16 protein-coding genes and 1 tRNA gene are annotated in these 17,640 nt (G+C 60.3%); 8 read left to right on the forward strand and 9 right to left on the reverse strand.

The genetic code is table 11. The features are described from left to right. Positions 1-235: 235 nt before the first annotated feature. The gene (locus WC811_RS02675) at positions 236-694 is read right to left on the reverse strand and encodes an Hsp20 family protein (protein WP_372640693.1); all 459 of its coding nucleotides are present in this window, start codon (positions 692-694) and stop codon (positions 236-238) included. Between the two features lie 268 nt (positions 695-962). Between WC811_RS02675 and WC811_RS02680 the strand changes: the two genes are divergently transcribed. Then, on the forward strand, positions 963-1,931 hold the full coding sequence (locus WC811_RS02680; RefSeq protein WP_372640696.1) for an alpha/beta fold hydrolase: 969 nt from the start codon (positions 963-965) through the stop codon (positions 1,929-1,931). On the opposite strand, the gene hisN is transcribed toward WC811_RS02680, so the two are convergent. After that, entirely contained in the window at positions 1,928-2,740 is an 813-nt protein-coding gene (gene hisN / locus WC811_RS02685; protein ID WP_372641738.1) for a histidinol-phosphatase, read from the reverse strand. The two genes, WC811_RS02680 and hisN, sit on opposite strands and share 4 nt — an antisense overlap. 568 nt (positions 2,741-3,308) lie before the next feature. Next, positions 3,309-4,208 carry an N-formylglutamate amidohydrolase gene (locus tag WC811_RS02690; protein ID WP_372640698.1) on the reverse strand — a complete coding sequence of 300 codons (900 nt, stop codon included), beginning with the start codon at positions 4,206-4,208 and terminating at the stop codon, positions 3,309-3,311. A gap of 284 nt (positions 4,209-4,492) precedes the next feature. On the opposite strand from WC811_RS02690, the gene cpdR reads away from it, so the two are divergent. The 4 genes from cpdR (at position 4,493) to WC811_RS02710 (ending at position 6,187) form a co-directional block, all read left to right on the forward strand. After that, positions 4,493-4,879 (forward strand): cell cycle two-component system response regulator CpdR, encoded by a 387-nt coding sequence (gene cpdR / locus WC811_RS02695; RefSeq protein ID WP_372640701.1) that lies wholly within the window; start codon positions 4,493-4,495, stop codon positions 4,877-4,879. A gap of 85 nt (positions 4,880-4,964) precedes the next feature. Beyond that, positions 4,965-5,039: transfer RNA gene (locus WC811_RS02700), tRNA-Val, on the forward strand. A 200-nt stretch (positions 5,040-5,239) separates the two neighbouring features. Beyond that, positions 5,240-5,365, forward strand: coding sequence for a type B 50S ribosomal protein L36 (gene ykgO / locus WC811_RS02705; RefSeq protein ID WP_372640704.1), 126 nt, complete (start codon positions 5,240-5,242; stop codon positions 5,363-5,365). Positions 5,366-5,449: 84 nt separating this feature from the next. Continuing rightward, positions 5,450-6,187: a tetratricopeptide repeat protein gene (locus WC811_RS02710; RefSeq protein ID WP_372640706.1), complete on the forward strand. Its 738-nt coding sequence runs from the start codon at positions 5,450-5,452 to the stop codon at positions 6,185-6,187. A gap of 45 nt (positions 6,188-6,232) precedes the next feature. Here the strand turns inward: WC811_RS02710 and pyk are convergent, their stop codons facing one another. The 3 genes from pyk to WC811_RS02725 all read right to left on the reverse strand — a co-directional run bounded on the left by pyk (position 6,233) and on the right by WC811_RS02725 (position 9,486). Beyond that, the gene (gene pyk / locus WC811_RS02715; RefSeq protein ID WP_372640708.1) at positions 6,233-7,678 is read right to left on the reverse strand and encodes a pyruvate kinase; all 1,446 of its coding nucleotides are present in this window, start codon (positions 7,676-7,678) and stop codon (positions 6,233-6,235) included. Then, on the reverse strand, positions 7,675-8,073 hold the full coding sequence (locus tag WC811_RS02720) for a DUF1036 domain-containing protein (RefSeq protein ID WP_372640710.1): 399 nt from the start codon (positions 8,071-8,073) through the stop codon (positions 7,675-7,677). Before WC811_RS02720 ends, pyk begins: the two co-directional genes overlap by 4 nt. Before the next feature lie 117 nt (positions 8,074-8,190). Continuing rightward, the gene (locus tag WC811_RS02725; protein WP_372640713.1) at positions 8,191-9,486 is read right to left on the reverse strand and encodes a glycerate kinase; all 1,296 of its coding nucleotides are present in this window, start codon (positions 9,484-9,486) and stop codon (positions 8,191-8,193) included. A 177-nt stretch (positions 9,487-9,663) separates the two neighbouring features. Here WC811_RS02725 and WC811_RS02730 point away from each other — a divergent pair, with 177 nt between their 5' ends. The 3 genes from WC811_RS02730 (at position 9,664) to WC811_RS02740 (ending at position 11,764) form a co-directional block, all read left to right on the forward strand. After that, on the forward strand, positions 9,664-9,972 hold the full coding sequence (locus tag WC811_RS02730) for a DUF1244 domain-containing protein (RefSeq protein WP_372640715.1): 309 nt from the start codon (positions 9,664-9,666) through the stop codon (positions 9,970-9,972). 299 nt (positions 9,973-10,271) lie between these two features. Next, positions 10,272-10,568, forward strand: a complete 297-nt coding sequence (locus WC811_RS02735; protein WP_372640718.1) for a DUF2312 domain-containing protein — start codon at positions 10,272-10,274, stop codon at positions 10,566-10,568. Positions 10,569-10,834: 266 nt separating this feature from the next. Continuing rightward, positions 10,835-11,764 (forward strand): LysR substrate-binding domain-containing protein, encoded by a 930-nt coding sequence (locus WC811_RS02740; protein ID WP_372640720.1) that lies wholly within the window; start codon positions 10,835-10,837, stop codon positions 11,762-11,764. Positions 11,765-11,775: 11 nt separating this feature from the next. On the opposite strand, the gene WC811_RS02745 is transcribed toward WC811_RS02740, so the two are convergent. From WC811_RS02745 to WC811_RS02755, 3 genes are all read right to left on the reverse strand, one after another. Further along, a complete protein-coding gene (locus WC811_RS02745) occupies positions 11,776-13,326 on the reverse strand; it encodes a DUF882 domain-containing protein (RefSeq protein ID WP_372640722.1) in 1,551 nt (516 codons plus the stop codon). 216 nt (positions 13,327-13,542) lie between these two features. Then, on the reverse strand, positions 13,543-15,657 hold the full coding sequence (locus WC811_RS02750) for a murein L,D-transpeptidase (RefSeq protein WP_372640724.1): 2,115 nt from the start codon (positions 15,655-15,657) through the stop codon (positions 13,543-13,545). Between the two features lie 450 nt (positions 15,658-16,107). Continuing rightward, complete coding sequence (locus WC811_RS02755; protein WP_372640726.1) at positions 16,108-17,616, reverse strand: sigma-54-dependent transcriptional regulator; 1,509 nt, start codon at positions 17,614-17,616, stop codon at positions 16,108-16,110. Between the last annotated feature and the right edge of the window lie 24 nt (positions 17,617-17,640).

A 17,640-nucleotide genomic window follows, 5' to 3' on the forward strand; every position in this document is an offset into this window, starting at 1 on the left:
TGACGCCCCTGCGGGCGCATAAAGGACAGCAATGTTGACCTATCTAGCAAATTCTACAGATTTGACACTGCGGCACAAGCGGTAACACGCGGGCGTTGTGATGATCGTTTTGGCAAGTGCCGAGCGATGCTTGAGCAACAAAATTTCTCAGCGGTCGCGCTCCGGCTTTCCGGACGCAAAACGGCAGCTCTGCCGAAGCACAGCTGCCGTTGGAGATTATGCTGGAGACGCGGGGTTAAGCCGCTACTTTGGTTTCAAGCTGTTGGACTGGTTCCGCGCCGCCGATGGCAATCGTCCGCGGCTTTTTGCTCTCCGGAACATTGCGGACGAGATCGACGTGCAGGAGGCCGTTCTCGAATTTGGCGCCTGTCGGATCGACGTGGTCGGCAAGCTGGAAGCGGCGCTCGAACGCGCGGGCCGCAATGCCGCGATGAAGAAAAGTCTTGTCGCCGGACTCCGCGGTCTTTTCGCCGACGATCGAAAGAGTCTGGTCTTTGACCTCGATCTTTAACTCGTCCTGTGAGAACCCGGCCACGGCCAATGTGATCCGGTATGCGTTCTCGCCGGTGCGTTCGATGTTATAAGGCGGGTAGGTGGATTCGCTGTCGAAACCGGCAGATCGATCAAGTGCCTGGAACAGGCGATCGAAGCCGATGGCGGAACGATAAAAGGGGGCAAATTCAGCGTGTCGCATGACATATCCTCCATGAGAAGCGACATGTAGACCGGCCGGTTGGCTCGGACTTCCAAGTGCGGTCCCGCTTCGCGGCAACCACACTCAAAAAGTAGGAAGCGGAAAAACCGCTTCAAGAGGACATGTCGCTAATATGTGTGCAGTCGCGCACCGGCCGTTAATAAGTGCGCCGTCACGCACGGGCCGCCAATATCGTGTGCTATCGCGTTGGTTCGCGTTTCTTCCTTGAACATTTTTTGCCTCGCAACTGGGGCATGAAGAGCGGCAGATGAAACTCGTATCCCTTTCGATCAATCCCGTTCCGAGCGGCGCTAATGTTCTGGCTTTCGACGGCTACGACGGCTTGCAGCTTCGCGCGGCGTTGTGGCATGCGACGCGCGGGCCAGCGCGCGGCACGGTCTGCATCGTGCAGGGGCGTGGCGAGTTCATCGAGAAGTACTTCGAGGTGATCGCGGATCTGAGGCGGCGGGGATTTGCCGTCGCTATTTTCGATCTCAGGGGGCAGGGCGGGTCGGAGCGGATGCTGTCGAACCCGCATAAGGGCCATGTGGTGGCTTTCACCGAATACGACCGTGATCTCGCGATTTTTATCGATGAGATCGTCCGGCCGACGCTGCCGGAGCCGCTGATCGGACTCGGACATTCGCTCGGCGGCAACATTCTGCTGCGCGGGGCGCAGGACGAGTCGAGCCCGTTCGCGCGCATGATCCTGATGTCGCCGATGATCGATATTCACAGGCGGATGCTCGGGGCGACCCGGTCGCTGGCCATGGCCTACGCGTCGACGGCATCGATGTTCGGACTGGCGACGGCGTATGTCCAGGGTGGCGGCAATCATCCCAACGACCTCACAGACTTCGAGACCAACCGGTTGACGACGGATTATGTTCGCTGGTCGCGCATCAAATCGATCATCGAAGCGGCGCCCGACCTGGCGCTTGGATCGCCGACGATCGGCTGGCTGCGGGCGGCGCTGAGAAGCTGCGCCATGCTTTCGCGGCCCGATTACCCGAAATACGTGTGCGTGCCGATGATGCTGTTCGCGGCCGGCGCCGATCACATCGTTTCGACTCAGGCGATCGAGGATTTCGCCGTCGATCTCAAATCGGGCGGGCATATTCTCATGCCGGGATCGCGGCACGAAATCCTGCACGAGACGGACGCAATTCGGCAGAGATTTTGGGCGGCTTTCGATGCTTATATGGGCATCGAGGCGACACCGTCGGGAAGCTTCTAGAGCTTGTTGAGCAAGGCCAGGACGTCTTCGTGGAGGCGAGGGTCGCCCGTCGCGATGATGTCGCCGCCAGACGACGGATCGCCACCGGTCCATGTCGTGATCGCACCGCCTGCGCGCTCGACGATCGGGATGATGGCGACGATGTCGTAGGGTTTCAGCCCGCACTCGATGATGACGTCGACGAAGCCTGCCGCGAGAAGACAATAGCCGTAGCAGTCGCCGCCGTAGCGCGTCAGGCGCGCTTTCGATTTGAGCGCGGTGAGGGCCGCTATCTGCTCGTTGGTCTCAAAGAGATCCGGGTGTGTAGACGTAAAGACGGCATCTTCGATCCGGAGACATTCGCGCGTCTTGATGCGGGCGGGACGGCCACCCCGGATGTTGTGGTAGGCAGCCTTGTCGCCCGACCAGAAGCGTTCGCCTGTGAAGGGCTGATCCACAAGGCCGAAAACCGGCTCGTCGTTCTTCAGCACTCCGATCAGCGTGCCCCACAGGGGCGAGCCGATAATAAACGAGCGAGTGCCGTCGATTGGGTCGATGACCCATTTGTAGGCGCTCGTGCCCGGGCGCGTGCCGAACTCCTCGCCGATGATGCCGTGATCGGGGAAACGGGTGGACAGCGCCTGCACGATCGCCTTCTCGGCTCCGCGGTCGGCCTTCGTCACCGGATCGAAAGCGCCGCCTGACGCTTTGTTTTCCACAGGCATCGGTTTACGAAAATGCTTGAGGATAACGGAGCCTGAAATATCGGCCAGCTCCTGTGCCACGCGGACGATGGCTTGGAATTCCGCAGCGGGCACACTTCCCGACACGCGCTCACCCTGTGATTTCAATCATTTGCCTAGTGCCCCAACGGACATTCGAAGTTACTTCGAATTAGGGCAATGTTGAAGCAGATACATATTAGTAACGTAAGTTGTGGCGAGCTGGTTACATGCACGCTCCAATGTGTCAGTGCAATACGCGTAGAGATTGCGATGACGTCCGAAGCGGCTCATCCTTCTTGTGCAAGTGCGTTGACACGCTTCTTCGTTCTTGCTGCCCAATTTGGGCGTTTCCTCCCTAGACTTGGGCCGTTCGGCTTTCGAACGGCCTTTCTTTATTGGGGAACCCGCTGCGCGCACGAGTTGCGGCGCATCTGGGCATTGCCTATCCCGATATTTAGGCCTGCGTTTTCTGATGATCAGATGTGCATTAATCGCATTTGTTGGTGATGCGCTGCACCTTTAATTTTTGCAGTGCGATATGTGAGCTTGGCTCGCGCTTCGCAGCCCTCCTTGGGCGTTTCCTCCCTAGACTTGGGCCGTTCGTGAAATTCGGACGGCCCTTTTTCTATGGTTAACCCCGGCGTTGAATCCGGGAGTTGGGAAACGCCGCGCTTTACTCAGCCGCCGCGCGATAGTCGAGCAGGGCCGGGACCTCGCTGAAGAGACACGTGGCGATGTCAATCAGGGCCTCCGAGAGGCGCTGGTAGCCCGAGTTCTCCTGGAACGTCAGCTCATTTATATACAGACCGCGATTGATCTCGATCTGGATGGCGTGCGTTCCGCGCGCCGGGCGGCCGTGATGCTCGGTTATGTAACCGCCGGCATAGGGGCGGTTCAGTTGCACCTTAAATCCGCGGCGCTGGAATTCATCGCGCACGAGCAGCGTCAGACGCGGATCCGCCGACGCGCCGAAGCGATCGCCGATGACGATGTCGGGGCGCTGGGCGCCTCCCGGCGCCATCGCCGTTGACGGCATGGAATGGCAATCCATCAGAACCGCGTAGCCGAACGTCTCGCGCGTCTGGGTTACGAGTCGCGAAAGCTCGGCATGAAACGGAAAGTAGAGCTGTTCGATTCTGGAGAGTACTGCCGAGAGGCTTAGCCGCGAGGAATAGATCTCCTCGCCATCGGCGACGATGCGGGCAACCGTGCCCAATCCGCCGGCGACGCGGATCGATTGGGTGTTGGCATGGGCGGGCAACGGCTCGATGACCAACTCGGGATCGAGTTCATAGGGTTCGCGATTGAGATCGAGGTAGGCGCGCGGAAAGCGGGCGCTGATCAGCGGTGCGCCAAGACTTGCGACCGGGCGGAAGAGTTTGTCGACGAAGCAATCCTCGGAGCGGCGAAGCGTTTTCGGATCGAGGCGGGAAATCGCCAAGAATTCCGGCGGATATAGCCGCCCGGAATGGGGAGACGAAAAAACAAAGGGCACGCCTTGTGTCCGAGGCGATAGGACGTCGTAGGACGGGAAAAAAGCGCTCGGGACTTCGTGGGATCTATCGTCGGGCATGGCTCGTCGTTGTCTCGTTCAGATCCCGGCTGCAAAATTTCGTCGTGGAAGTGGATACATTGCCTATAGGGCAGCGCGAAGTCCATGCAAGACTTTGGCATGTTTGAGTTTGCTTGGTGCTTGCGGAGGTAAAGCGCGTTTCGGGGTAAATACGTATTTCGCCACGATCTTGTGTGTTGCTATCCACAGTTTCATGCTCCGTTTACCTAAGTTGAGCCAAGTTTGCATTCGACGAGTTATGGGGTATTCCTCGTCTGGGGATTTTCGCGCACATCAGAGTAGTCATGACCGCCAAGCCATCTAGCCTGCCGATCCGTCGTATCCTGCTTGCCGAGGATGACGACTCCATGCGCGGCTTTCTCGTCAAAGCGTTGGAGAAGGCGAACTACGACGTTGTCGCCTTCGAAAACGGCGAGGAGGCCTATGAGCGTCTCAAGACCGAGCCGTTCACGCTTCTTCTCACCGATATCGTCATGCCGAAGATGGATGGGATCGAGCTTGCGCGACGCGCCAGCGAGATCGATCCGGATCTCAAGATCATGTTCATCACCGGGTTTGCGGCGGTTGTCCTCAATAGCGAAAATCAGCCGCCAAAAGACGCACATGTCCTTTCCAAGCCGTTCCATCTCAAGGACTTGGTGAAGGAAGTTGACCGTTTACTGGCGGCTTAAGCAGGGCTTTCGCCGATAATCGGCGAATTGCGGCGTTCCGGGGCTTGACCTGAGTATCGCTAACCCTCTAGAAGCCGCTTCTTCCGGGCACTTAGCTCAGCGGTAGAGCACTTCCTTGACATGGAAGGGGTCAGAGGTTCGATCCCTCTAGTGCCCACCAGGACTGCCATGGCGGTCCTTTCCCGGCGGATTTTTCGATCCCTGATAAATTCCGAAAGAATCCTGAGGTGAAGGGCGAAATTGCCCCGCCAAAAGCCTTGTGTTCTTGGATTGCCGCGGGTAGAAGCCTTGCTCTACCCAATTGTCATTCGGTGCGACGGTGGTAAGACCCGCCGGCGCCCATATTTAACCGGTGTCGTTATGAAAGTTAGAAATTCCCTGAAGTCCTTGCGCTCGCGGCACCGCGATAACCGAGTCGTGCGCCGCAAAGGCCGAGTTTACATCATCAACAAGACGCATCGCCGCTTCAAAGCCCGTCAGGGCTAAGACGTCAGCGCTCCGTGCGCGACGTTACGGCGAATTCAGAAGAGTCTTTTTGACCAAGCAACATGCCTCGATTAACTTCGGGGCATGATTTTTTCTGTGCGACTCATTCTCGTTGTTTTGGCCCTTGCGGGCGGCGCGGCAAATGCTGCGGCCGACGACGAACTATTGAAGACGATGCCTTTCCCGTCCGAGCCAGGTCCGGCGCAGCAACGGCCACCCATCGAGAAGGCGCCTCCCGCCGCAAAGGCCCCCCCTGTCGCCCCTTCGCCCGGCGCTTTAGCGCGACAGAAAGGGCCGCCCGGGATGATGGGGCTGCCCTGGCCGCAGACGCCTGAGGACGTCTCCAAAACGCTCGATAATCTCTATGCGTATCTCGCGACGGAGGGCGACCACCGCCAAGCCGGTGAGATCGGCGCGGCCATCGAACGGCTCTGGCGGTTGCAGGGTGGAGACACAGCCAATCTGCTGATCGATCGCGGCGAGATTTTCTCGTCGCGGAACGAGAACGACAAAGCATTGCCGTTTCTCGATGCGGCGGTGGAGCTTTCGCCGGAATATGCCGAAGCATGGAGCCACCGGGCCTACATCGAATACCGGATGGACAATTACCCCGCGGCGCTTGGTGATTTGCGGCGCGCACTCGCGATCGAGCCGAATAACTTCCGCGCGCTCGACGGCATGGCGAAAATCCTCGTGCTGATGGGCGAGAAGAAAGCGGCGCTTGAAGTCTACAACCAGCTTCTCAAGGTTCACCCCAATATCGAGGGTGGCGAGACGGCCCGCGACGCATTGAAGAAAGAAATCGAAGGGCAGGGGATTTAGTCCCGCCGCCCCTACGCCGCGCGCTCCGATAGGAGCCGACAGTCGTTAAACCTCTTCCGCGATCGGGGCACCGGAGTCGTCGATGAAGGCGATGCGGATCATGTTCGTCGCGCCGGGGCTGCCGAGCGGAATGCCGGCAGTGATGAGGATGCCTTCGCGCGCCTTGACTAGGCCTTCCTCGAACGCGATGCGGCAGGCTTTACGCACCATGTGTGAGAGGTTTTCCGGATCGCCCGTCAGGATCGTGTGAACACCCCAAACGAGCGCTAAGCGCCGGGCGGTCGCTTCAATCGGCGTCAGCCCGATGACCGGAATGCCCGGGCGCTCTCGCGTGACGCGGAGAACCGTCGAGCCGGTCGCGGTGTAGCAGATGATTGCACCAAGCTTCACGGTGTCGGCGATGGCGGACGCGGCGGCGGCGATGGCGTCGGCGCCGGTTGGCAATGGCTCGGTCTGGGTCGCGTAGAGCATCGGCTCGTAGACAGGATCTTGCTCAACCTCGATCGCGATCTTGTCCATCATCTGGATGGCTTCGACCGGAAACTGGCCAACAGCGCTTTCGGCCGAGAGCATGATTGCATCGGCGCCATCGAAAACTGCGGTCGCGACGTCGGAAACTTCGGCGCGCGTCGGCATCGGCGAGGAAATCATGCTTTCAAGCATCTGCGTCGCGACGATAACGGGCTTGCCGGCGGCGCGCGACAGACGCGTGATTTTCTTCTGGATGCCGGGAACCTTCTCGACCGGCATTTCGACGCCGAGGTCACCGCGCGCGACCATGATGGCATCGGAGGCAGCGATTACCTCTTCGAGCGCCAAGACGGCCGACGGCTTTTCGATCTTCGACATGATGGCGGCGCGATTGCCGATCAACCGCCTGACCTCGTGGACGTCCTCGGCGCGCTGAACGAACGATAGGGCAACCCAATCGACGCCAAGCTTCAGTGCGTGCGCCAGATCGGCCTTGTCTTTCTCGGTCAGTGGGCTGATCGCCAGCAGCGTGTCGGGCATCGAGATGCCCTTGCGGCTCGCGAGAATGCCGCCCGTCGTGACCTCGGCTTTGATCTGTGCATGGGACGCTTCGATGACGCGCATGCGGAGCTTGCCGTCGTCGAGGACGAGCATGTGTCCGGGCTGGATCGCGTCAAAAATCTGAGGGTGAGGGAGATGGACGTGGTTTGGCGTTCCGGGCGTTTCATCGCGGTCGAACGTAAAAATGGAATTCGTCGGCACGCTTACGCGACCGGCTTCGAAATTGCCGACGCGGAATTTCGGACCCTGGAGATCGGCGAGGATGCCGATGGGGTGGCGGTGGCGCGCGGCGCAGGCGCGCACGGTGTTATAGAGCGTCTTCGAGCCGTCATGCGTCGAATGACTCATGTTGATGCGGAATACGTCCACGCCAGCCATGAACAGCCGCTCGACCATTTCGGGGGCAGCAGATGCGGGGCCAAGCGTCGCTACGATTTTGACCCGCCGGTTACGTCTCATTTTTCTGCTTTTCCTTGACCGGGGTCGGTGAGGCGGATGGTCCACTCCTTGGCCTCGCCGGTATCTACTTCGAAAAATCCCGTGCGCTTATATCCACGTTTTGGGCAATCCAGAACCCCCCTGATGGCAAAGGATTTTTCCGTCGTACACATGTCGTTTTTGCCGCCCCATTCGCCGCCGCGGTCATAGTCGACGGCATGTACGTATACGAAGCGGCTCGGCAATGCGCCCTTCAAAAGGGTTTCGCACGTCTGCGAGGCGATATTCCACCAGCCCTCGGTCGCCCAGCCGGTCGTGTCCTGGTAGCCGATCGCGACGCCGACCCTGCTCGATGTTGCGTTGCAGAGTTTCAGGTCGGCGTGCGCGATGCTCGCAGAGAGGCATAGGGCCAGCAAGAAAATGACGTTCCTCGAAACTGCGCGCAGGGAATCGCGGAATAGCAAGTCAGAGGCTCCAATTCTCGAGGTGGAGAAGGTCCGGTGCTCCAGCCTTTCGTCAACGTCCCTTGAATTTCACGGATCGACAAGGATGACCCGGAAGTCATTGACGTTGGTTTGGGTCGGGCCACACAGAATAAGACCGCCGATGGGACGAAAGAAACCCGTGGAGTCGTTGTTCTCCAGGAACTTGTCGGCATTGAGATTTTCTGTCGCAGCCCGGGCGAGCGTATCGGGGAAAACCATCGCACCGGCCGGATCGCCGGCGTTGCCGCCGCCGCCATCAATACCGTCGGTGTCGCCGGCGAGGCCGGAGATGCCCGGCGTGCCGTCGAGCGCGATCGCGAGGCCAAGAGCGTATTCCTGATTGGGGCCGCCGGAACCGTTGCCGCGCACTGTCACGGTCAGCTCGCCGCCGGACATGATCGCGATCTTCTCGCCCTTGCGTTTGGCATCAAGCGCCATTTCCGCGTGCTTGCGGGCGACCTCGCGAGCTTCGCCTTCGAGATCGTCTCCAAGTTCTATGACGTGGTAGCCGAGATCACGGGCGATTGTCGCGGCGGCTTCGATCGACGCGCGTGGCGCGGCCACGATTTTGTAACTGGAATTGGAGAGCTTGGGATCGCCAGTTTTCAGCGTCTCGTTCTTGGGATCGTCAAGGGCTTTTGCGATCTCGGGCGACGGCGTGATTTTCCATTTGGCGAGGACGGCGCGCGCATCCGCCAGTGTCGAACGGTCGGCGACGGTCGGGCCGGAGCCGATCTCGTCGGGATTGTCGCCGGGAACATCTGAAATCGCGAGCGTCAGCAGGCGGGCGGGATAAACGGCGGCGGCGAGCTTGCCGCCTTTGACTTCCGAAAGGTGCTTGCGGATGCAATTCATTTCCGAGATCGGGGCGCCGGATTTCAAAAGCTGTTTGGTCAACGCCTGCTTGGCTTCGAAGCTGACGCCCGGCACGGGAGCGGACCAGATCGCGGAAGCGCCGCCCGACAGCAGGCACAGCACGAGATCGTTCGGACCGGCGCTTTTCGCAAGCGCGATTGCGCGTTCGGCGCCCACGATTGAGTTTGCATCGGGAACGGGGTGACCCGCTTCCAGGATCTCGATGATCTTGGTCGGAAGGCCGAAGCCGTGGCGCGTTGAAATGAGGCCGGAGATTTTGTCGGCCTGTCCCGCCGCGATGTAATGCTCTTCGGCCGCAACCGCCATGGCGGCTGAACCCTTGCCGGCGCCGATAACGATGATCCGGCCGCCTTCGGGAACGGCGGGCAAGTGCGACGGCAGGCAAACGGACGGGTGGGCCGTCCGATAGGCGGTTTCGAACAGCGTGCTCAAAGTCGCGCGGAGGCCGCCGTTCGTGCCGTCTTTCATAGCGTCTCCACTGGCCTATGCCTGGTTGTTATCTCATTATTGGGGTCTGGTTTGCGCAAACGCCGCGCGCACGTCAAGGCATCAGAGGCCGCAGCATAGGCGGGGGTTTCGGGTGGCTGTAATGGTGCTTATGTCGTATGGGCACACCCGTGCGCGCCGCCGGTCAGGGAGTTGGCCATGAAGACTTTCGATCCGCAGACGACCATTGAACTTGAAGCGGCGGTTTTTCGCCGCCTCGTTGAGCATTTACAGTCGCGCACGGACGTTCAGAACATCGATATGATGAATCTGGCCGGGTTCTGCCGGAACTGCCTGTCGACGTGGATGTCGGACGCGGCTCAGGCCAAGGGGCTGGATCTCTCCAAGGACGATGCCCGGGAGATCGTCTACGGGATGCCCTTCAAGGAATGGAAGGCCAAGTACCAGACGGACGCGTCCCCCGATAAGCAGGTGGCCTTCGAGCAAAACCGGCCAAAGGATCATTAATGTTTGGTCCCAGCGACTCGCGTTTCGCGAGCCGGCCGCTGGGACGGCCTCGTGTCGGGCGCCGGTGGTTCTTTTAAATGCGCTCGGCGACTTCCTGCGGGGAGCCGGACGCCGGGCGGGCCTTGTGTTGGGCACCGGCGCAATAAAGACAGCGCCGCGAATCAAAATTCATCGATACGCGACATATACAACGTCAAGATGGTCGGCTGAATTTATCCCTTTGGATTGCGGGGTTTGCTGCCTTGTTGTGACCGACGCTCGCCGCTAGCGTCGGCGGGCACTGGATAGCAGGAGTTTTCATGAGCACGCTTCAAGCCTCGGCGCAAAATCAGTTGCGCCAGTTCGTCGAGCAGATCGAACGCCTCGAAGAGGAAAAGAAGCAGCTCGCGAGCGATATTCGCGACAAGTACACGGAAGCCAAGTCCGTTGGCTTCGACGTCAAGGCGCTGCGCCAGATCGTGCGCCTTCGTAAGAAGAGCAACGAGGAGCGCCAGGAAGAAGAGAGCATCCTCGAAGTTTACATGCACGCGCTCGGGATGTTGGATCAGGCGCCGAACACGACGTCGATGGCCGACGCGATGATGGCCGCAGAGTAGGAGGAGACCTCTCCTTTGGCGCCGGCTGCTCCCCTGCGAGGAGCCGGCTGCTGGCGGGTTGGCTCTCTCCGCAACTCAAAACCAAAACAGCACCGCCCGACCCCATTCGGCGTTGAGGGCAGGCGGCGCTGGCGATGGCAGCCTTTCGGCCGCCGTCAGCTTGCGCGCGGAAAAGTGATTGGTTCCGAGCGTCTATAGGTTCACCGTAGCGTTCGGGCGTGATAAGGACAAATCGCGATTTCTTGTCCTAGGCATTAGTCCTTCTGATGGCCCACGTCACACTCAAGCAACTCCGGTATTTCGATGCTCTGGCGCGCGAGCAGCATTTCGGCCGCGCCGCCGACTCGTGCGCCGTGACGCAGCCCGCGCTGTCTATGCAGATTCAGGATCTTGAAGCGTCGCTGGGCATCGCGTTGGTCGAGCGCACGCGCAGCGGCGTCAAGCTGACGCCGAAAGGCGAGGAGATTGCCCTTCGCGCGCAAAGGCTTCTCAACGACGTGCGCAATCTCATCGATTATGCCCAGCACGCGGGCGGCGTTCTTTCGGGCACGCTTCGGCTCGGCGTCATTCCGTCGGTCGCGCCGTATTTGCTGCCGCCGCTTTTGCCTCTGCTCAAGGAAAACCATCCGGATCTCGTGCTGCATGTGCGCGAGACGCAAACGCACATTTTGACCGATGAACTCGCTGAGGGAAAGCTGGACGTCTTGCTCCTGGCGTTGCCGATCCGAAACCCCGACGTCGAGACGCTTACAGTCTTCGAAGACCGGTTCTTGCTGGCGCTCCCGAAGTCGCGGAAGCTTTCCGGGCGCGTCCGCGCGACGAAGGAAATGGTCGAGCACGATCGTCTGCTGCTGCTTGAGGAAGGCCATTGCCTTCGCGATCAGGCGTTGACGTATTGCAGCCTGCAGCAAGTCGACGACGTTAATACGTTCGGCGCGTCGAGTTTGTCGACGATCGTGGAGATGGTGTCGGCGGGCTTCGGGATCACGCTGCTTCCAGAAATCTGCCTCGGCGTCGAAAGCCGCAATCGCGAGATCAAGATGATGCGCTTCGTCGATCCGGAGCCGTCGCGGTCCATCGGGCTTGCGTGGCGGCGGTCGAGCCCGCGGCGCGCCGATTTTCTAGCGCTGGGAAAGCTCGTCAACGAAGCCGGGCAGGTCTCGCTCAAACGCGGTATTGCGGCTTTGCAGGATTAGGACGCGGCGTTTTAGCGGGCGCTGGTCTGGACCTGGCGGCTCTTTATGCCGGTCGGTATGCGGTTATCTTCGAGTTCCTTCAGCGCTTCCGCGTGTACGGCTTTGCCTTGGAACTGGTCGCACCACATCGATTCCGCCAATTGCCGTCCGGGCCTGAGCTTCATCGGCGCGATGGCGCCGATATCGTCCAAAGCTTCGAGCGTGGCAGCGACATCCGGGGCTTGCATCGGTGCGAGCGGCTGGTCGCGGGCCATCGGCTTGTCGGTCAGGAATGGCGCCAGCGGGAAAGGCCGGTAGTCCATTTCGTCCGGATGGTCATCATCATAGGCAGGGGCCTGGGCCCAATCGCTGAGGCTTGCCGGATGCATGTCGCTGACGGTCCCGGCGGAAGGGTCAAGACTTGCGACCTGGGCAATCGGCGCATCTGCAGGTTTGCTGTTCTCATTCATGGCGGCAGCCGCCAGAGCCTTCTGCGGACGGACAGCGGGCATAGGCCCTTGGACGAGCGCCGGCATCGGCATGGACGCCGCTGAAGCAATGAGAGCGTCGAGCTTGCCGCGATCGGCTTTCGACGGCAGCGTGAAGCGCGACGAGCGATCGACGGGTTTCGGTGTGGCGAGCAGGCTCGGCTGTTCGTCGTTCGCATCAAGCGAAGCAACCGTGGTCGCGGGGGCGAACGGGCGTACCGGCGGCTGAAGCGCGGGATCGGGTTCGGTCGTCAGATTGACGTTCCGGCGCAATGAGCCGTCGGCTGGTTTTGCGCGGCCGCCAAGGCCGAGCGACGCCACGACGTTGAGGCTCTTTTTCGGCGGACTGAGTTCGAGCGAAGCGACCATCGTCCGGGAGGTGCCGGGCTTCTGGCGATCATGGAAGAACTCGGCAACCTGCGTCGCAAGTTCGCCGAATCTGCTCCGCGCGACCGTAACATCGGCCGGTGTGATCGGACGTCCGTCGGCGGGAACGTACTTCGAGCGGCCGTTGGGGAATAGCAGTGCCAGTTCCTGGCGCGGCATGCGCGGCCACATCCGGACGTTGGCGGTGTCGACGTGAATGAACGGGACGCCTGACGTCGGATAATAGCCGACGCCGCCGCGTTCGCGGATCAGCGCGGAATAGCGCATCTTCTTAAGCGGAATGTCGGGGAAGGTGATGTCGATCGCCTTGCCAGTGATATGCTGGCTGGCCTTGGCTTGGCCGCCGCGAGTCTGGCGCAGCATTTCGTTGGTCGAGGCCGAGCGATAGCCGCAGATGATGTTGATCGGCTCTTTCGAACCGAGTTCTTCGTGCATTTCCCAGGCGAGATCGATTGTTGCGGGCGCGATGACCTTGATTTGGTTTTTGCGCCAATCGCGCATGATGTAATTGATCTTTTCCATCGCCTCGGGAATGTACTGACCATTCCTTTTGTAGACGACAGTGAGACGCTCTTGGGTGTGGATGTGGTAGAACGAGATCGTGCGCTCGTCGGATTGTCCAGCCGCCGTCATATTGTCGGCGTGCATACACACGGACAACATCAGCGCGAACACGCCGAATACCAGCCCTGAGCGGCGAGCGGCCACGAATTCCCCCGTCCCTACTAAAATATCCCCGAGCCCGACTGGGGCCAAAATGCTCGGCCATTAACGGTTAACCCCGAACCGTTAAGAGCCGGTAACTATCCCGTGCGGATATTTAAGGCTTCGGAATGGGCGATAAAAAGGCCGGTAGGCTCACGGATACGCAAAAGCCGGCCGAGATTGCCCGGCCGGCTTGGCGATCGATCGGCGTCGGGGCGATCAGTTGCCGCCGAAGACCTGCTTGAAGAAATTGCCGAGACCACCGCCGCTGTGCTTTTTGCGGCGGCCGCGAGAATCGTACTCGTCATCGTCATCGCCGAACAGCGAGGCGAAACCATCGTTGCGCCAGCCGTCGTTGGGGATGTCTTCAGGCGATACCTTTTTCTCGTCGGCCTTGACGATCTGGTTCCAGCGGCCGGCCAACGCGAGCGTGATGCGCTTTTCGTGGCCGTAAACGTCGTTGAAGGTCTGGACCTCACCGTTGTCGTCGACCCACGCCGTGAAGTAGGTGACGTGGACGGGGATCGGATGATCGAGGGCAACCTCGTTCTCTTCCGGCCCGTTTTTGATGAGATCGTCGACCTTCTCCTTGTCCCAACCCTTGTCCTTGCCGAGGATGATCTCGGCGAGAGTTACTGGATTGCGGACGCGCATGCAGCCGTGGCTGAAGGCGCGAACGGGCTCGTTGAAAAGGCTCTTGCTCGGCGTGTCGTGCAGATAGACGGAATGCTTGTTGGGGAACAAGAACTTCACGACGCCGAGAGCGTTGCCGCCGCCCGGAGGCTGATAAACGTTGAAGTTGCGAATGTCGGTGCGCGACCAATCGACATTGTACGGATCGATCTTGCGGCCGTTGTATTCCGCGACAAGCCCCTGACGGCGCAGCGGATCGCCGCCGGCGCGGAGGCCGGGCAACAGCTCTTTGATCTTGATCGAGTCGGGAACATTCCAGCGCGGCTGGATGACAACAGTCTTCATCGCCTCGGAAAAGATCGGCGATTGCGCATCGGGACGTCCGGAAACGATGCGTTCCTCGTGAATAACCTGGCCATCCGACACGACGCGGAATTTGAATTCCGGGATGTTGACCATGATGTAGTAATTGCCGAGGTCGGCCGGCATCCAGCGCCACTCTTCCATGTTGGCGATGAGGCGTGCTTCGGTGACGTCGTTGCCGGAGTTCAACGAGTTGCGAAGTGAGGAGCTGACGGTGGTGTTCTCGGGGCGAATGCCTTTGCTCGCCTTGTATGCCTTGACCGCTTCCGCCAGAGCCTTGTCGTAATAGGTGTCGTCGACCGCCGTGCCGTCGTCCTTGAGCGCGGGCGCGGTGACTTTGAGGCGCTTGCGGAGGATCGCAATCTGAGCGTTGCTCTGGCCGGGCTTCAAGAGCGGACCGTCAGGAATTTTGAGCGCTTCCGCTTCCTTTTTTGAAGAGCGCAAAGCGGCGAGCTTTTCGCGCAGGCGGCGGAATTGCTCCTGCTTGGGATTGAGCGACGTCAGGTAAGCGCCTTTGTCTGCCGCCGCGGCCAAGTCATCGATGACGGTCTTGCGATCGAGCAGCTCGGGCTTACGGTCGATGTAGGTGCCGAGCTGGGACGAAGGATCGCTGATGCGGTCGCCGTGAGCGTCGCGCGCGTACTCCATCGCTTCGAGCGAGAGACGCGCTTCGACGGCGGTGAGGTCATCGGGATTGTAGTCGCCAGTGGCGGTTGGCTTCAGGTCCGGGATTTTGAAATCGGCCGAACGCAGGCCCCAGCTGTCGGCATCCTGGAGCGCCGCAATCAGGTTCTTGGCCTCCGCGGTATAGCCCTGCTTGTCCACCCAGAGTGTCGAGCCCATACGCGAGGTATAGAATTTGACCAGGACCTGGCGGTCGTCGGCATCGGTGCCGGCCAATGCCTTCTTGGCGTTGTTCTGAATGTAGTCGGCGACCGGCAGATAGACGAGCCGATCGTCGGCGATGAGTTTCGGCGGCTCCGGTGCCGTCGTTGCTGTTGTTGCGGGCGCGGCTGTTTCCGTCGCGGGTGCTGCTGCGGCGGCATCGGGAGTGCTGCTGGGTTGCGGCGCTTCCGGCGTATTGGCTTGCGGAGCAGGAGCTTGCGCCGGTGAAGGAGCCGCCACAGTCGCAGCGGCAGGTGCGGCGGTCTCCGGCGATGGCTGATGCTCCATAGCGGTTTCCGCAGCGCCGTTGGTTGCGGGTGCGGGTTCGGAAGCGTTGCCGGTTCCATTGGGCTGGTCGTTAGCCGGATCGAGCGCAAATGCTGCTGAAACCGGGCCGGCCGTCAGCAACAGGCCGACCGCCAGAACTTTCGCGACGCGCATACCGAAATCCACCTTTCAACTTCCCCGGCGATACATATGCGCCAGCATTTCGTCTGACCAACCGGATCGCGGGACATGGCTGTATTGCACAGCGCTGTGGCGAAACTGTTGCTGCTTCGTGCCCTTAAACGCGCTGAAAGCCGAAAACCCGGCGCGCGTCGCGCCCCGATCCGATTTGCTCCCTTCCAACATCATAGAAATCGGAAAGTTTCAAATTGATTGCTCTTTGACAGATTTGGCGACGGGTATCGCAAAAATGCAAAAGCCCCGGATGCAGCCGGGGCTTTTGCGGTCGAGGGCGAAGGGGCTCGCTCTCTCATTCGGGCCGGTGATCTGGGACACCAACCCGAATGCAATTTCGTCGTCATGTGCGGTCAGGTCGCACCGGTCCGAGGGCACGGATCCGCGTGCACGTCGCCGCGCTCTCGCGCTTTGCGTGCAGTCCCGAAGATTTGAAAGAGATCAGTTGGTGCGTGGCTCGAGGCCGTATTCCTGCATTTTGCGGTAGAGCGTCGAGCGGCCGATGTTAAGGCGCTTGGCGACTTCCGTCATGTGTCCGCGATAGCGGCCGAGCGCCAAGCGGATCATGTCGGCTTCGATGGCTTCGAGCGAGCGAATCTCGCCGTCCTCCGCCACCGCCTGAATGCCGAGCGAGCTCCCCGAAGCCGAAGTCCGCATTTCGACCGTATGGGGAACCGTATTCTCGGCGCCGAGTAGGGCGGGTCCGGTGTAGGCCTTCGGCTTTTCGACGACCGATGGCGCTGCCGGAATCTCGGTTTCGAAGCCGTCGACGTGGGCGGCGATCTGGGGAAATTCCGCGACCATCAGTTCGGGGCTGTCGGCGAGGACGACCGCGCGGAAAACTGCATTCTCAAGTTGGCGGACGTTGCCGGGCCAGGAATAGGACTGGAGAAGGCGCATCGCGCGATCGGAGATCGTGGTGACGCGCTTGCCTTCTTCGGCCGCGAAACGGGCAATGAAATGACGCGCAAGCTCGGGGATGTCTTCGACGCGCTCGCGCAGCGGAGGCACAAAGATCGGGAAGACGTTGAGGCGATAGTAGAGGTCTTCGCGGAACTTACCGTCCTTGACCTGCTGGATCATGTCGCGGTTGGTTGCCGAGATGAGGCGGAAATTGACTTTCACCGGCCGCTTGGAGCCGATCGGATCGATCTCACCTTCCTGCAGAGCCCGGAGCAGCTTCACCTGGGCTTCGAGCGGCAACTCGCCGACCTCATCGAGGAAGAGCGTGCCGCCGTCGGCTTCCTGGAATTTACCGGTACGTTTATCGACAGCGCCCGTGAACGACCCCTTTTCATGGCCGAACAGAATGCTTTCGATCAGATTTTCTGGGATCGCACCGCAGTTGACGGTGATGAAGGGGCGGCCGACGCGATCGCTCTCGCCTTGAACGGCGCGAGCAATGAGTTCTTTGCCGACGCCGCTTTCGCCTTCGATCAGAACAGGAATATTCGATGCGGCGGCGCGCTTGCCGAGCGTGATCACGCGCTTCATGGCTTCGCCGCGAAGAACGAGATCGTTGAAGGTCAAGGTGCCGTCGGCGGTCTTTTTGATACGCGTGATTTCGTCCGTCAGCGCCTCGATTTTCAGCGCGCTCTTGATCGAAACTTCGAGCCGCTCCGGGGAAGCCGGCTTGATGACGAAGTCGACGGCGCCGCGACGCATCGCGTTGATGGCGGTTTCAATCGATCCGTTGGCGGTTTGCACGATGATCGGCGGCATCCCGGCGACGCGGCCAATGCGTTCGAGAACGGCCATGCCGTCCATTCCGGGCATGATGAGATCGAGGAGAACCAAGCCGATCAGGGACCGTTCCTGGCCTTCAAGGACCTGGATGGCCTGCTCTCCCGAACCGCAAGATTTGGTTTCAAAACCAAAACGCTTGATTGTTTCTTCGAGAATTCGGCGCTGGGCAGGATCGTCATCGACGATGAGAATACGCTTTGACATTTGCACGCAACTTTTACTCTAAAC

The organism is Hyphomicrobium sp., from assembly GCF_041659645.1.
In the GTDB taxonomy this organism is placed as follows: Bacteria; Pseudomonadota; Alphaproteobacteria; order Rhizobiales; family Hyphomicrobiaceae; genus Hyphomicrobium_B.

Bases quoted from the DNA above. Each gene is read 5' to 3' on its own strand.
- ykgO (WP_372640704.1), top strand. From the start codon at position 5,240: ATGAAAGTTAGAAATTCCCTGAAGTCCTTGCGCTCGCGGCACCGCGAT.
- WC811_RS02675 (WP_372640693.1), bottom strand. From the start codon at position 694: ATGCGACACGCTGAATTTGCCCCCTTTTATCGTTCCGCCATCGGCTTC.
- WC811_RS02680 (WP_372640696.1), top strand. From the start codon at position 963: ATGAAACTCGTATCCCTTTCGATCAATCCCGTTCCGAGCGGCGCTAAT.
- pyk (WP_372640708.1), bottom strand. From the start codon at position 7,678: ATGAGACGTAACCGGCGGGTCAAAATCGTAGCGACGCTTGGCCCCGCA.
- WC811_RS02755 (WP_372640726.1), bottom strand. From the start codon at position 17,616: ATGTCAAAGCGTATTCTCATCGTCGATGACGATCCTGCCCAGCGCCGA.
- WC811_RS02725 (WP_372640713.1), bottom strand. From the start codon at position 9,486: ATGAAAGACGGCACGAACGGCGGCCTCCGCGCGACTTTGAGCACGCTG.
- WC811_RS02710 (WP_372640706.1), top strand. From the start codon at position 5,450: ATGATTTTTTCTGTGCGACTCATTCTCGTTGTTTTGGCCCTTGCGGGC.
- WC811_RS02740 (WP_372640720.1), top strand. From the start codon at position 10,835: ATGGCCCACGTCACACTCAAGCAACTCCGGTATTTCGATGCTCTGGCG.
- WC811_RS02735 (WP_372640718.1), top strand. From the start codon at position 10,272: ATGAGCACGCTTCAAGCCTCGGCGCAAAATCAGTTGCGCCAGTTCGTC.
- WC811_RS02690 (WP_372640698.1), bottom strand. From the start codon at position 4,208: ATGCCCGACGATAGATCCCACGAAGTCCCGAGCGCTTTTTTCCCGTCC.
- WC811_RS02730 (WP_372640715.1), top strand. From the start codon at position 9,664: ATGAAGACTTTCGATCCGCAGACGACCATTGAACTTGAAGCGGCGGTT.
- cpdR (WP_372640701.1), top strand. From the start codon at position 4,493: ATGACCGCCAAGCCATCTAGCCTGCCGATCCGTCGTATCCTGCTTGCC.